The organism is Mangrovimonas sp. ST2L15, from assembly GCF_001280515.1.
Classification (GTDB): domain Bacteria; phylum Bacteroidota; class Bacteroidia; order Flavobacteriales; family Flavobacteriaceae; genus Mangrovimonas; species Mangrovimonas futianensis.
In genome coordinates this window covers 1,144,535-1,159,367 of sequence record NZ_LBIQ01000030.1, presented here as the reverse complement: position 1 = coordinate 1,159,367, position 14,833 = coordinate 1,144,535, and the positions used below count along the sequence as shown (strand labels likewise).

The following is a 14,833-nucleotide window of genomic DNA, read 5'->3' as shown; positions in this document are numbered from 1 at the left end:
TTACACCAATGATTTATAGATATCTAAATAGGCTTTTGATTGCAATTTGGGTGAAAATTTTTCACCTGCCATCTCAGCTATTTGAGAATTATTAAAACTAAACTTATTCATCAAAAAATCTTGACAGGCATCCACTAAATGATACTCTGTCTCATTATCAAACAACAAGCCATTAACACCTGTATCAATTATTTCAGTAAGGCCTCCTCTGCTTTGAGCAATGACAGGTGTGCCACAAGATAAGGCCTCTACCATGACATTTGGCAAGTTATCTTCTCTAGATGGAATTATAACTGCATCTACAGCTCCATATAGCTTTGCCAGTGCTTCTTCTTCATTAATACTCCCTAAGCTAATGATATTTTGATGCTCATTTAATATTTCATTACTCTTTCCTATGGCACAAAACACGAAAGAATCTTGGTTTAACTTTCTTGCACAATCCAATATAATATCGATTCCCTTACGTTTATTATCAACATTCTCACTTACAAATAAAAATATTTTTTTATTGAGAGGCAGATTATACTTCGCTCTTGTCTTTTCTACTTCCCCATAGTCTTTAAAAACTTGTTGGTTTACAGAATTATAAATTTTGCTTATAGAGCCTCCTTGAACCATTGAACTTTTCTCTAAGTTTACTGACATCCATTCACATAAAACCACCCAAGACACGTTAATATTTGACAAATATTTTTTCTTATACTTTAAAAATGTTTTTGAAATAGTTATCCTATTGGTTCCTATTAATTGGGGACAAGAATTACAGCTATCAACAAACCTATCACAGCCATAACTATAGTGGCAGCCTCCTGTAAAGGGATTCATATCATGCAATGTCCAAACAATTGGTTTTCTATTTTTGGAAAAAAAATTATAGTCCAAAAAGCCTGAAATCCAATGTAAATTTATGACATCAACCTTGTTATAAATATCCATTTCGGTTATATCATAATCACTGTAAGGCAAAGAAAATAGCTCTACCTCTTGTGATTGACCAGCTGTAATTTTTTTGTGTTTTTCCCAATAGGTCTTTACCCGCCCTAACTTTCGATTGATTCTGTACCAAATATTCTCTAAGATTCCAAGTTTTCCTTTTTCGAACTTATGGCTATTAGGAACATCATCTCTGGTCTTATTTGCAAAAAGCATATGGGAATCCACTCCATTTTCTAAAAGGGCTAAGTGCAATCTAATAGCAGCATTAGCAGCTCCTCCTGTATCCGAAGTATTTATATGGAGTACTTTCAATTCCCTTTTATAATTTTTATTAATCTAAATCTAAGTTTAACATAATGAAATTTGAATATCTTTAATAGATCAGAATTTTCTCCAAATCTATAATACCTAATCAAATAATTTCTAGCAATCTTTGACTCTTTGATTTTAATTCTCTTGACTGGAACTGATTTTTGGGACACATTCAAAGTAACCTCTAAAGCATCACAATTAGTCCCACTTCCATCCAATCCAATATTTGAACTTAATGAAACTGAAGGATATAAACATAACGCATTTTCATGAAAGATGGTTGCATACCAATTAATTGCCCACGTATTTATCGTTCCGTTAATATTGTTTTCTAGTTGCTCACTTTGGAGCAGGGAGTTATCTAAGTTAAATCTTCTTTTTATTTTGGAGTCCTTAAGTTGATCTAAATGAAACTGAAAATCCCATATTGCTTTATCCCACCTATTTTTCCAAGTAGCCCATCCCCAACAACTCATAAAACTCAGAAAAAAGGTGGAGTCCAAGGGTGGTAAGTACTTTGTTGTATTGGGCCAATATGAGCTAATATGCATAACTTTCTCATCCCTTTCATAAAGAGATAAAGCCTGATTCATGTATTCCAAAAAATAAGGTGAAGTCACAATATCATCTTCCAAAACAATCACCTTGCCATATTCATTAACTACTTGAGTTACCCCTTCCTTTATAGATTTGGCTAAACCCTTGTTTAACTCAGACTCCAATACCTCAACTTGACCGCACCATTTTTCCTGTCTACATATCTCCTTAACTTTTTTAATTTGGCCTAAGCTTTCTTCTGTTGCTCCCTTTTTAGGTCCATCACAAAATATAATTAAGTTTGATTTTACAGATAAGGTATTTTCACTTAAAGACTTCAAGGTCTCAAGAGTATGCTCCGGCCTGTTATAAACAAAAAGTACTATAGGTGCTAAATCCATTTAATTTAAATAACCCTTAAAAAATTAAAGATCTTACTTTTCTCTTTTCAACATCTCAATTAGTTTATATTCCGGCTCAAGTAATTCTATAAGTTTAGATTTTTGGCTTTCAGAAATATTTTCTTTGTGACCATAACTTTTTTGGTTAGAAACAGACAAATCTAAATTTAATTTTTGACCCAAATCAGTCATATCTTGACTAAGAGTTTCAGTAAAAACAATATGATTTAATGAACAAAGTTTATCAAAAGCCTCATTAATCTCTATATTTTTAGAAAACATGAAAATTTGGTTAAGAAAATGTTCTTTGGGAATGGTATTTAAAAAGTAATCAAATGAATCCCCCAACCATTTTCCTTGTGTTTGCATACATGGATGATTAATTTCATTGATCTCATAGAATCTTAACATGTTATATAGAGATATAACTCTTCTCGCAGGATCCCTCATACAAGTAAAAATAAAAGTATCCTGATTTAAAGACAGTTCATGTAATGGTATATGCGAGAATGCATAAGTAAAATAACCTTGATTAATAAACTGCTTGTTCCAACCCACTAAAACTTTATCATCTTTAATCAGTCTATGATTTTCCTTTTTAATTAACTCATCATAAATTGTCTTAGCGTCCCCATCAATTTGTTCTAAAAATGAATAGTTAATTGAGGTTCCACCTGTTTTTCTAATGTGAACATGATAAATAGGATTCTGCTTTCCTAGAATAATTTTTTTCGCTTGTATATCTTCTATACGCCTGTACATTTTGCGCTTTTCATGCAAATACCGATTTCTTATTTTATTATACAGCATTTCTCTACTTATTTATTTCTAAAACAAAACTCTTCACTTCTTAATGTTGTGATAAACATTAACTTCTTTGATTGAAAAACTTTAATTACCTATCCGATTTAAATCAAATTCCTCTGATATTATTAATGTATTTAACCATTTTAATCAGGGAATCATTTATCTAACCAATGAGATAAATCCACTCCTAGTGCAATCTCTAATTTTTCAATATCCTTTTGATAGAAATTTATTAATCGTTTTTTTAAAACCTCACTATACTCGGGCTTTTTATTAGACTTGAACAATCTCGAAACTATAAGTCTATCTATTTGATCAATACGTCTACAAACTAATTTATCTCTATCCGTTTGCTCCTTATAGAAAAGTCGGGTTTTATCATCATTATAGTCATATTGATAGTTATTTTTTTTGGTCAACAACCAGCCACGAGCCAAAGAATAATTCACTTTTTGTGGCCTAGATGTTAGGTACTTTTCTTCTGGGATGTAAGTATTATCAACTGATAAAAATGAATAACATCTCTTAATAACCTCTAACTTATCATTTTTTAAATCATCGTAAAATAAAACCAGTAAGTTATCTTTTAAGACTGTTTTATAATTAATGATATGATCTGCATACAAGCCAAATTCTAATAATTCTTCTGTTCTTTTATAAGTATTCGCTAATTTACCGTCTAACAAATTTGATATGCCCGAATTTAACCCCTTAACAGGAGCAAAGCCATCATTTATATAATGAAAATATGCACTTTTAAGCCGCTCGAGAGGATTTCTTAAAATTGCGATAGCTTTGATTTCAGAATTGAAATTTATAATTCGATCCGGCGCATATGGTTGAGCTAACAAATTAGGCCGCTTGATCCCGATGGTTTTTGATTTATCAAGTTCTGCTAATAACTTATTTAATTTCAACATTCCATCATTTGAATAATCTGGATTTTCAAAAAAAGGCACTTCCCCTTTCACCATTTGAATATCTGGGTGATTATTAATAACACTTTGCAAGTAAGTGGAACCACATTTTTGCCCTCCAATTACAGCAAAATCTAACTTTTCATTTTTTTCCATATTTAATTCATTGACAAACCGATAGAATTCACGAAAACCCTTTTACTTGATACCTTTCATTACACTTAGATATTCATTTGATATCAAATTTATACCCCAATCATCCAAAGCTAATTTTCTATTTTTAGCTCCATGGCCCACATTTTTTAATTCCAATGCTTTTAAGACAGCCTTTCTCAAACTATCATCATTATCAACTTTAAAAGTAGGATTCCCTGTTTCCTCTAAAATTTCACCTATATCCGCCCCATCTTTTCCTACGACCACCAAACCAAACGTACAACCTAAAGTTATATTTCCACTATTTAATTCATTGGTTCTAGGAATAAATAAAAAATCTGCAGAATTTAAATATAAATGAGCATCTTCCTCAGCTATAAAACCAAGATTTATTCTTTTTCTCTTTTGTTTTGAAGCTATCCACTTGTCCCATTTCCAAATCCACTCTCTTAACCTTATATAGCCTATTTCCCTTCTTAGCACCTTCCACCCAGGGGCTAATAAAACTTTATTATTCCCTGGCAGATAAGAAAATGCCTTAGAAATTAATTCCTTTTCATTATCTTTTATAGCTCCGAAAACCAACATAACATGATCTTCTTCAGCAATTCCCAATTCTTTTCTTGCAGACCTCTTATCTGATGGATTTGGCAAAGAAGCATAATTATGATGAGGAATAACCACGTGATTTACATGTTCATGTTCAGGATAGAATTCTTTAAACTGCTCAATACTATAATTTGCAAAATGTACTACCGTATCACAATAAGAAGTTACAAATCTATATAGGTTCAAAAATTCTTCATCATGTCTGGCATGAGGATACTGTACATGCCTAGTATAAATAATTTTTGAATGAGCACTCCAGAAATCCAAACAAGTTTTAAGTCTTTCCCATAATTCGCTTGGAATGGACTCTGGGGTTCTTAAGTAACTTTCCATTTCAAAAGACAAATATTCGGGCCAATGAATATGAATAACATCATAATCATTTTTCATAGCCCAAAACTCATCACAGTCCCAAACTACTTCGGCATGTTGCTCAAGACCTTCTTTTAAATCGACCATAAATCGATTCAATGGGGTAGGAATGCAAGCAAAAAGAATTTTCATTTAAAATTATTTATAAGTTTCCCAATGCTTTTTCTCTTTCCATTACCGCATCATATACCCGTTTCATCCCCTCTTTAATGGATATTTTTGGTTCCCAACCTAAGTTTTCTTTCACCCAGGTCATATCACAATATCTACTATGAACACCTACTGGCTTATCCAACAATGGCTTAATTTCTGGGCTGTATCCTGCAAATTCACAGAAAATGCCAATCAAATCCCTAAAAGAAGTTAAAATTCCTTGACCAATATTGATAGCCGTTCCATCATGAATTTTATCCATGGCCACCTCTACACAATCCAAAACATCATCTATGTGTACAAAATCACGTCCCTGATGTCCAGACCCCCATACTTCAAAAGGAGCTTCTTTAAAAACAGCTCTCCTAGCAATGGCAGGTGTTGGATAGGAATAATCTTGGTCCTCTCCATAACCTGAAAATGGTCTAATACAGGTAATTTTTACTCCGTAGTGTTTTGCTGTTATTTGGGCTAAAAATTCTCCTGTTAATTTAGTCCATCCATAGGTCATATCGGGTTGCCCCATGTTATCAAAATCGATATCAGACTCTTTCAATTGAAGAGTATTCGATTCAGTTTGAAGACTTATAGGATAAGCGGCACTAGAACTAGGATACAACACTCGCTCGGGCTTGTGTCTGCTCACCCAATAAAAGAACTCCGAATCTATGGCCAAATCCAAGGCAACTTGAATAGGGTCTCCATCAATCTTAGCTCTACCCCCTACTATGGCTGCAAAATGAAAAACATCCGCAAATTTATCTATCATAAGGCCATATTTAGTATTGAAAAAATCAGGGTCTTTTTCAAGTTCATGAAGAATTTTCCTGAAATCAGATTCAATAAAAATCAATCGTTTGTCCTCACCGTAAATTTCTAGCTCTTCTTCTTTTTTAATAATATCAATATTTAACCAAGTTGAGGGATGTGTCCCTACTGACAAATCATCGATAAATATCACTCTATCCTGGGTTTTCTTATATAATCGTTTTACCATATTACGACCTACAAAACCGCAGCCGCCAGATATTAAATGTGTTTTCATTGTTCTTTTATATCTCTTTAATTTAATCTTTCAACTAAGTAAATAACTTATTTTTAAATGAGATGAATTTAATCGTCCATTTATTCTTACCAAAAACTTTCCAAAAGTTAAAATCAAAATTCCCATAACTTTCAGCAAATAGTTTTGGCTTATTAATAACATTCATCAATAATGCTTTAAAGGCCTTGAATTTATTTTTATCACCCGCGTAATGATTAAAATAGGCTTGTTCAAAAATAGCGTATTTATTCTTGTCTAACCCCTTGATTTTAAATTCATCTTTTAAGCTTTGCCACCAAATATCAATATATTGCAAATGGTCCTTTCTTTTGGTCATTCTATTTTCATCATGAATGACTCGCATTGCCACGGGGTCTCCTATTTCCCCAGAATATAGATTACAAAAACCTGCTAAGCGACGCCATAAATGGATATCCTGTCTTAAACGAAGTTTCGTGTTAAAAAAGCCCACCTTTTCAAACACTGTCTTCTTTAAGGTAATGCCGTTGGTATGAAACTCCCCTTTGACATTTGAATCTTGATGAAATAGAACCGAAAAAAGATCTTCAGGTTCAACAGGATTATTCAAGGTTAATATTTCCTGATAACCCCATCCGCCATCAAAAAAAGTTTGCTTAGCCTTTTCCGTTTTAAAAAAAGTTCCAACTGCATTATAGACACCATCACAATTTTTAATGGTCATAAAAATTTCTTCATCCGTTGAAAACCTATTTGGAAGATAATAATCATCTGCATCCAAAAAGGAAATAAATGGATATGACGCCATTTTGATTCCTAGATTCCTTGAAGCCCCAGCTCCATAATTACCTTTATCGGGATGTTGATATACCTTTACTTTATCAAACTCTTTTTCTAATCGTAATGCAACATCCAGCGCATGATCTGGAGAGCAATCTTCTATTAAAATAATTTCACCGACTTGCTTTAAATTCACAGCAGACATTACCGACTTTTCTAAAAAATTTTCGGCATTATATACAGGTATAATTACTGAGACTTTAAAATTCATATATTTTAATCAAAGGTTTCAACCCATTTTTCATTGGAAAAATTCCAATCTAAAGGTTTATTAATACTAGATTCTAAAAGTTTTTTTTGCTCCTCAAATAATGGCAATAAAAACTGGTAGGAATCTACAGAAAACTTTGATTTGATATTAGGACTGGTTTTATTAAAGACAGAAAATTGAGTATGATTAATTCTTTGTAAACCTAAAAAATCATAAACTTCGTCCATATTTGCCTGAGTATTTTTAATAAAATCATCAAACTCCAAAATTAATACATCACTCTTAAATTCTTCCAAATATGGTTGTATTTGGTTATAATACATTGTTGTTTCTACTGCACCTGGATCATCATTGATAAAACTGTCGAGTGTCCCTTTATACCCCCAATATTTAACCATATGATAATAAGATGACCTTAGCCTTTCGAATGGATTTCTTACTAAGTAAATAATTTTTGAATTTGGAGATTCAGATTTTATCAGGTATGGCACATTAAATTTTTGCGTTCTATCATTGATTGTATAGTGGGTAGAACTTTCTCCAAAATATTTTTGATTACAAAAAGAATCAGATAACATATAATCTAATTTCAATCTTTTTTTTGATTTGATATCAAAACCTTTAAGCTTCCAATAGTCTTTTGCCCATTCATCAAATATGAAGTACCCTGGCTCTTTAAACCTAGAAGACATATAAATTTCTGGATGCTCCATCAAATAATAGTGTAAAGAAGAAGTACCACATTTCTGAGAACCAATAATTATCAAATTAGGAACCGCCTTAGAAATATCTTCAAATTTGAATTTTTTCTTGTAAAACCGAAGGTTATCACTCAGTTTAATTACATCAGTATTTAAATGTAAAGCCCTCCATTTTTGTCTTAAAAAATGTAACATAAATTCTATTTTATCGCAGCTATAATTTCATCTATCACTTGAATATGCTTTTCCAAAGTAAAGTTGCTTTTTATTCTTTCTTTACCTTTCCGGCCCATCCTTTCAGCTAACTCTCTATCATTGATTACTAATTCCATTTTTTTAGCCATTTCTTCTATTTCTCCTTCCTTTACAAGGAAACCAGTCTCCCCATCCAAAACGACATCAGGAATCCCTGCATGAAGGGTAGAAACAATTGGTAATCCAGCCACCATGGCCTCTATAATTCCAACGGGCGTGCCTTCACTATCACCATCTCTAGCAACCAAGGAATGCTGAATAAATAAAAAAGAATCCTTTAAATACCCTATTATTTTTTGACGCTCTAAACCTCCTGGTAGATTAACTTTATTCTCTAAGCCTAAACTTTCCACTAGATGTTTTGACACCTCATAGAGCTCACCATCTCCAATCATTACCAAGTTCAAATTTGGATGCGATTCTAGAACTTTCTTGAAAGCTAAAATGGAGATATACGGTGCCTTTTTGTAGGTTTGCCTTCCAACTGCAACAATTGTATTGGAGCTATAATTTGGCGCCACCTTTAAATATTCAGGATTTGGCCCATAAGTGTTTAAAACTAATTTTTCCTGGGGACATCCCTCGTTCTTTAATGCTAATTTCATCGCTTCAGAAACAACAATAATCTTATGAGCATAGTCAAACATTAGCCTATAACCCTCTCTAAAAGTTTCAAGTGTCTTGTATTTGGATGCATCAAAACCATGAAAATGTACTATCAAGGGTATATTTAAAGATTTACAAATAGGAGTAATAAAACTTCCGGCTGTACCATATTCTGCCAAAACAACATCTATATGATTTTCAAGAATATATCTTTTGATTAAATTTTCGTTGCTTAAAGCTTTTTGTATGTTCTTATGGATTTTGAACCAAAAATAATGAGGTAAGAGATTTAAAAATTTATCTTTAAAAGTTTTCTTGCATCTCAACAACTCATTTAAGGGAATATCTTCTTTTGTTTTATAATTTAAATCATAACCATACAAATAAAATACTTTCCCATGTAAGTTTTCCAGATGCGCTTTAATAAAGGTTTCTGTCAACCCCACTTTAGTAGGTGATACAATCAATATATTTTTATTTCTCATTCCGCTTAAATAAAGATCTTAATCTCGTTCTAGGTCTAGCACGCTTTTTAAAATTTGACCATTCCTTTTTAACATCTTGAATCAAAATGTCTTTCCATTCTGGTTTTCTATTATCTCCATAGTGAAGCAAATCACCTTTAAGCCTAATATAAGATGGAATTTGAATTGGCCTTACTTGAATAGTCTCAAAACTTTTCAATAAAACTGCCCATTTTGCATGAACAATATCCGAACTATATTCTGAATTGATTGCCTTAATAGACTCTTGCGACATGCTTTCCCACAAGGAAAAATCACTGCTTAATATGCTTAATTTTTCCAAATAATCTTGCCCCCGATTTTTTACAACAAAACCATTAACCCCATGTTTTATAATTTCATTGATGCCACTCTCTTCTTGAAGACATACAGGAACAAGCCCACTGGACATCCCCTCCATCAGCGCCACTGGCATACCCTCAAAATCACTCAATAATGTAAAAACATGATGTTTCGCCATTTCTTCACCTATATTTGAAGGACTAACTGCTCCTTTATAGCATACAGAGTGGTCTTTATTTTCATCTAAAAGTTTCTTCAAATTGTTCTCTTGCGTTCCAGAACCAACAATCGTAAACTTTAATTTCGGGTTCTTTCTCGAAGCATTTAGAAAAGACTCGGCAAGTTTCATAATTTGCTTTTGTTCTACTTCCAATCTACCGGCGTATAGAACACTTAAAGTATCATTAGGTTTTTCTGCACAGGTATTTGCAGTTGGCGTGCCACACGGAATAGTTTCAATATGAATTCTGTTGGTATTTTTCTCCGAAGCCAGTGCACCTAAAAAATTTGAAACTGCGACAGCATGTGTAATAAAATTTTCATTAGAGCTCTCTATAAAATTTTCGATAACACTTTTATAAAATAAATCATTGGAGTGCAAAACACCCACCACCGGAACATTCGATTTCTTCAAAAACTTTGCACAATAAAATGCGGGAACCACTAGATTAGCAACTAAAACAGTAAAATCTCCCTTCTTGATGATTCTTAAGATTTCTTTTACTTGATCCGAGATAAAGTTAATTTTCTTGCGATTAATTGTATGGAAAGGCAATTCATTTTCCATAAAAAAATTAATCGTGGGACATAGTGAAATATCTCCCGAATAAACAAATAGGACTTCAACTTCTAAATTATACTTCAGTCTCAAATCAGGAATTAATCGCTGAATCCAGGCATTAGGACCTGAAGCAATGTGACCGGGACGATCTGTAGCGCAAAATAAAATCTTCATTCTTTCTCAAAGATTTTTTCTTCTATTAACTTTAAATGGGCCTTTGCCATTTTTTCTACAGAAAAATCTGAAGCAATTTTTTGTGAATTATTGTGTCCTATTTCCTCAATCAAATCAGGAGATTTGTATAATTCAATTATTTTTTCAAAAAGACTATCGGGATTATTCGGTTGAGATATACAACTATTATCATATCTATCTCCCAAGGCCTGCCTCACTCCACTTATATCTGTTCCTATAACCGCCTTTCCTTGTTCCATACATTCCAGCACTCCATTTGGGCACCCTTCCAAATTTGAACTAAATACACAAAATAGCGTACTTTTAATTAAAGGTTGGACAGGATTAATTTCACCTATAAAAGCGATATGATCACTCAATTTTAAATCAAATGCTAGTAACCTCAATTTGTTATAGGCATTTGCTTTTCTTCCAGCTAAAATTAAAAATGGGATATTCCTTTCGTTATTTTTGCACCAATCAACAACCTTTTTCCATGCCTTTAATAAAGTTTCATGGTCCTTCCTATCAGTAATATTGGCAATCATTGCTACTATAGGACGGCTGGGTTCAATATCCAATTTTTCATGCCAATTAATAATAGTAACGTCTTTACCATATGGAACAACACCATTATTAATCACAATAATATCTTTGGCTTCCAATCCATAAACTCTCATCAACGCCTGCTTACCTTCAAATGAATTGGAAACTATAGCCGGTAATTGCCTAATTAATTTATTTTCACGTTTTGACCCATATAGTTTTCTACCTTCTTCTCTTTGGTTCCAAAATGCAAACTTGGCACCGGTGTGTTTCCAAATTTGAGCGACTACTTTATTAGATTCGGCAACATAAGGAATTAAAACATCAGGATTCAATTTTTTGAGAAAGCGAATTAAGTTTAGATATTGAATTATTTTTTTAGGTTTTGAAGCATTATGATTGAAAGGGAAACAATACGTAGTTATATCAAAATCTTCTAATCTACTTTTAAAATTCTCTCCATCCCCCAAAGCTAAAAAAGCAACATTATCTGTAACATGTTCCAAAAGATAAGTTGCAAAAATAAGCGCCTGTCTTTCAGCTCCTCCAAAAGCCTTATAGTTGTTAACTATAAATATAAATTTAGTATTTTTAAATTTTTCAAGATTCATTAAAATGAATTGTTCTTTGACGAGTATTCCTTTTCAAATTTTTGGTAAAGCCCATCACATAAAGTTTCAATTTCCGGACTTAAATTTATATCTTCACCCTTCTTAATGGACCTTCCATGAATATCATTTTCCTTCAATGTTTCGGGTATCTTCTCCCCTAAAAATTGGTATACTCTAGATAACTTTTTATATGGCTCCTTAACAAAGCTTTCATAACGCATTAATAAAATTCGATTTGAATTATTTAACCCTTGAGAGTAGTAAAAACTACTTCTAACATACCAGAATAAGGCAGCCGCATCATGTGGCTTCATGTCAGAAGAAAAATACTTAGCAACTATCTCCTTTATATCATCGGAAACATTCTCTGACCTCCAATTAGAGGAATCTCCATTCATTAATGGAGTTAAATTTTTTATTCCATTATTGATTCCAAATTTATTTAAGTTGGAGTTAGCGACATCCTTATAATTTCTATAAATCCAAATACCCCTAGAATTTGGAAACTCCTCTAAAAGTCTATTAGCATTTTGACTTTCTACTAATGGTTTTAAGAGTAAAATTGGCCTTAAATTCCTATCAAATTGTTTTTTTAATCTTGGGTATGGATGTAATCTTAATTTTTCATCTCCATCGACGGAGAGTTCACTAAATTCATTATACGTTTGAATTCTTTTATCCTTCCTCAAAAAATGGAATAAAGCAGTTGTTCCAGACCTCTGAACACCAAAAATGAACAATATTTTCTTTTGATAGAATTTACCAAAATATTTGACATAGGAATTTCTTAAAGATACTGTGATAGGTTTTGACAACTTATCAGCACCATTGGTCATAGTTACTAACGATTTTTTAACTCTCGTCCTAATTCTTAACTTCCTTTTAATCCCTATCAAATATCCATTTTTGAGCATACAATAGTTTAATCTTTGATTCTTTCTTAATGACTTCGCTCTTTAAAATTTAAAACAAAACTAATATTATGTTTGCAAGCAAATGTATTCTCCTGTCCATGAACCTAAATACAGTCGTTGAAGGCTATCTATTACAGGGACACTATGTCCTTTGCCCATTTCGAACTCCCAAATCAACTCTCCTTGTTTATCGAAACAACATAATCGACCAGTATCCTTTTCACTAGAATCAATAACTGGCACAAAAATATAGCCATTGCTATCTATACTTGCAGAGGTCCACATTTTCCCATCAGTTACTTCTATGACTTTGATAACTTTACCCGAATTTTTATCAATAAAATACATGTTGCCCTTAAATCCACAACAAATCAAATAATTTTCACGTGAAATAGAAATGGTACCACGTGTACCTTCAGGAATTTTAGTTTTCCAAATTCTTTTTCCTTCTTGGTTGAAAGCATATATCAACGCCGAATCTTCGCGCTTACTCACTGGAACATATATATGACCATTCTCTGGATTAACACTTGGGTTCCCCCATGCATTGTATCCTCGACGTAATTTCTTTGACCAAATTACTTGACCTTCAGGAGAGATTTTAAAAACCCTTCTTTGTTGGGATACCGCAATAATATTATCCTCCTTTATTGCTACCCCAGCTAAATGAGCAGCTGGTTCACCTAAATCAAATCGCCATTTTATTTTTCCTGTGTCTGGGTTTAACACGGTCAAGCCAAACTCATAGCCACATATACATATAGTTCCATCTGAAAGCATGTTTGGAGAAGCCCAGGCATTTGCAGATGCGATACGGTTTATTTCATGCAACGGATGGTGCTTCTTACGATACCGTTTTTGCCTTTTTAAAGCCTTCTCAGTTGACAAAGGTCTACCTATTTGCTCCTTCCATAATAACTTTCCTTCTAGATTCAAACTATAAAGAAACCCATCACCACTTGCAAAACATATATACCCTTTATCTGGTATCATTAAGGGACTTGAATAAATTTTGCCATGTGTTTTGAAAGACCAACGAATTTCACCGTCACCATTTAAAGAATAAAATAGTCCATCATGACAACCAAAATAAATATTACCCTTTCTATCAAAAATTGCTGTAGATTCAGGTGAATAGGGTTTATCATTTGGCAATTTCCTTTTCCATAAAACTTCTGGCGTTTCCAAAAGTCCCTTATCGTAATTTGTCCTTCCAGTGCGAAGGCTATCAAACATATAAGTACTTGAAGCAGGCTTTACCCCATGGGGTGGAAATAATATTTCATTTGAAAGGTCGTCTATTTCAAGACCGTACATACTTTTAAGTCTTTTAACGATATTAACCCATTGTTGTCGGTTATCTTTACATTTTTCTACAACAGACTCATAAGGCCATTTATCTACAATTTCTATTAAGTCACCTTCAGGCAACATGAAATCTCTTTTGATCTCTTTGGACTTTTCCCTATGGTCATAAGATAAACATGGGGTACCACTTCTAATGCAAGCCAAAAGCTTATGCATCCTCTCATGTTTTATATACAATAAATTTGAGAAAGAAGAAAACCATTCTAAAGGCGTTACATTATCAGTTGGCAGTTTATCTGTTATAGGATAATCAATTGCAAAACTAGGATCGGGCAATATTCCATCAGCCTCAACCCCTATTTTTGTTAAATCATCAACACTTTTTCGGTCTCTCACATAGATTAAATCAAAAGAGGATAAATCTTCATGCATCCCTTTCCTAACCGATTCTGGATAGGACAAAATATCAATTGACCCCGTAGAAACAGCAAGGGCGACTTTTTTAATCGTAATTTCTGAACCCCAAAATGGATTTGGGTAGGGTATCGAAAAAGAATCTTCAGGATCACCAGCTTTCCATAATTCATCACTACCGACAATCATTAAATCGAAATTTGTATTGATATAATTCGCAGCTAATTTATAATCATTGAAGGATTCTCCTATATTTAAACTCTCATAGTATTCTTTAGTTTCTTTATCACAATTCTCACTAAACTTTTGCCAAACCTCATCTCGTTTCCAAACTACGGCCTCCGCATTGAAAACCTTTAGCATTGCTGTAGCTTGAACTAATGATCCTCGATTACCAAGGTTATCAACAATAGTTAAAACGCATATTCTCATATAAATA

13 protein-coding genes are annotated in these 14,833 nt (G+C 32.9%); all 13 read right to left on the bottom strand.

What is annotated here, in order from left to right; translation table 11 throughout:
* The 13 genes from ZA07_RS08910 to ZA07_RS08850 all read right to left on the bottom strand — a co-directional run bounded on the left by ZA07_RS08910 (position 1) and on the right by ZA07_RS08850 (position 14,826).
* On the bottom strand, positions 1 to 1,251 hold the full coding sequence (locus tag ZA07_RS08910; protein WP_053971346.1) for a glycosyltransferase: 1,251 nt from the start codon (positions 1,249 to 1,251) through the stop codon (positions 1 to 3).
* Positions 1,248 to 2,189: a glycosyltransferase gene (locus tag ZA07_RS08905; protein WP_053971345.1), complete on the bottom strand. Its 942-nt coding sequence runs from the start codon at positions 2,187 to 2,189 to the stop codon at positions 1,248 to 1,250. The genes ZA07_RS08910 and ZA07_RS08905 overlap by 4 nt, the downstream gene beginning before the upstream one ends.
* Before the next feature lie 33 nt (positions 2,190 to 2,222).
* Entirely contained in the window at positions 2,223 to 2,999 is a 777-nt protein-coding gene (locus tag ZA07_RS08900; protein WP_082316555.1) for a sulfotransferase family 2 domain-containing protein, read from the bottom strand.
* Positions 3,000 to 3,151: 152 nt separating this feature from the next.
* Positions 3,152 to 4,069 carry a sulfotransferase domain-containing protein gene (locus tag ZA07_RS08895; RefSeq protein ID WP_053971343.1) on the bottom strand — a complete coding sequence of 306 codons (918 nt, stop codon included), beginning with the start codon at positions 4,067 to 4,069 and terminating at the stop codon, positions 3,152 to 3,154.
* 42 nt (positions 4,070 to 4,111) lie between these two features.
* Entirely contained in the window at positions 4,112 to 5,182 is a 1,071-nt protein-coding gene (locus ZA07_RS08890) for a glycosyltransferase (protein WP_053971342.1), read from the bottom strand.
* A 10-nt stretch (positions 5,183 to 5,192) separates the two neighbouring features.
* Entirely contained in the window at positions 5,193 to 6,248 is a 1,056-nt protein-coding gene (locus tag ZA07_RS08885) for an NAD-dependent epimerase/dehydratase family protein (RefSeq protein WP_053971341.1), read from the bottom strand.
* Positions 6,249 to 6,282: 34 nt separating this feature from the next.
* Positions 6,283 to 7,278, bottom strand: coding sequence for a glycosyltransferase family 2 protein (locus ZA07_RS08880; RefSeq protein ID WP_053971340.1), 996 nt, complete (start codon positions 7,276 to 7,278; stop codon positions 6,283 to 6,285).
* A 5-nt stretch (positions 7,279 to 7,283) separates the two neighbouring features.
* Positions 7,284 to 8,174, bottom strand: a complete 891-nt coding sequence (locus ZA07_RS08875) for a sulfotransferase (protein ID WP_053971339.1) — start codon at positions 8,172 to 8,174, stop codon at positions 7,284 to 7,286.
* A 5-nt stretch (positions 8,175 to 8,179) separates the two neighbouring features.
* Positions 8,180 to 9,325, bottom strand: coding sequence for a glycosyltransferase (locus ZA07_RS08870; RefSeq protein WP_053971338.1), 1,146 nt, complete (start codon positions 9,323 to 9,325; stop codon positions 8,180 to 8,182).
* Positions 9,315 to 10,601, bottom strand: a complete 1,287-nt coding sequence (locus ZA07_RS08865) for a glycosyltransferase family 4 protein (protein ID WP_053971337.1) — start codon at positions 10,599 to 10,601, stop codon at positions 9,315 to 9,317. The genes ZA07_RS08870 and ZA07_RS08865 overlap by 11 nt, the downstream gene beginning before the upstream one ends.
* Complete coding sequence (locus ZA07_RS08860; protein ID WP_053971336.1) at positions 10,598 to 11,758, bottom strand: glycosyltransferase family 4 protein; 1,161 nt, start codon at positions 11,756 to 11,758, stop codon at positions 10,598 to 10,600. Before ZA07_RS08860 ends, ZA07_RS08865 begins: the two co-directional genes overlap by 4 nt.
* On the bottom strand, positions 11,758 to 12,672 hold the full coding sequence (locus tag ZA07_RS08855; RefSeq protein WP_082316554.1) for a sulfotransferase: 915 nt from the start codon (positions 12,670 to 12,672) through the stop codon (positions 11,758 to 11,760). The genes ZA07_RS08860 and ZA07_RS08855 overlap by 1 nt, the downstream gene beginning before the upstream one ends.
* 66 nt (positions 12,673 to 12,738) lie before the next feature.
* Positions 12,739 to 14,826 carry a PQQ-binding-like beta-propeller repeat protein gene (locus ZA07_RS08850; RefSeq protein WP_053971334.1) on the bottom strand — a complete coding sequence of 696 codons (2,088 nt, stop codon included), beginning with the start codon at positions 14,824 to 14,826 and terminating at the stop codon, positions 12,739 to 12,741.
* Positions 14,827 to 14,833 lie beyond the last annotated feature (7 nt).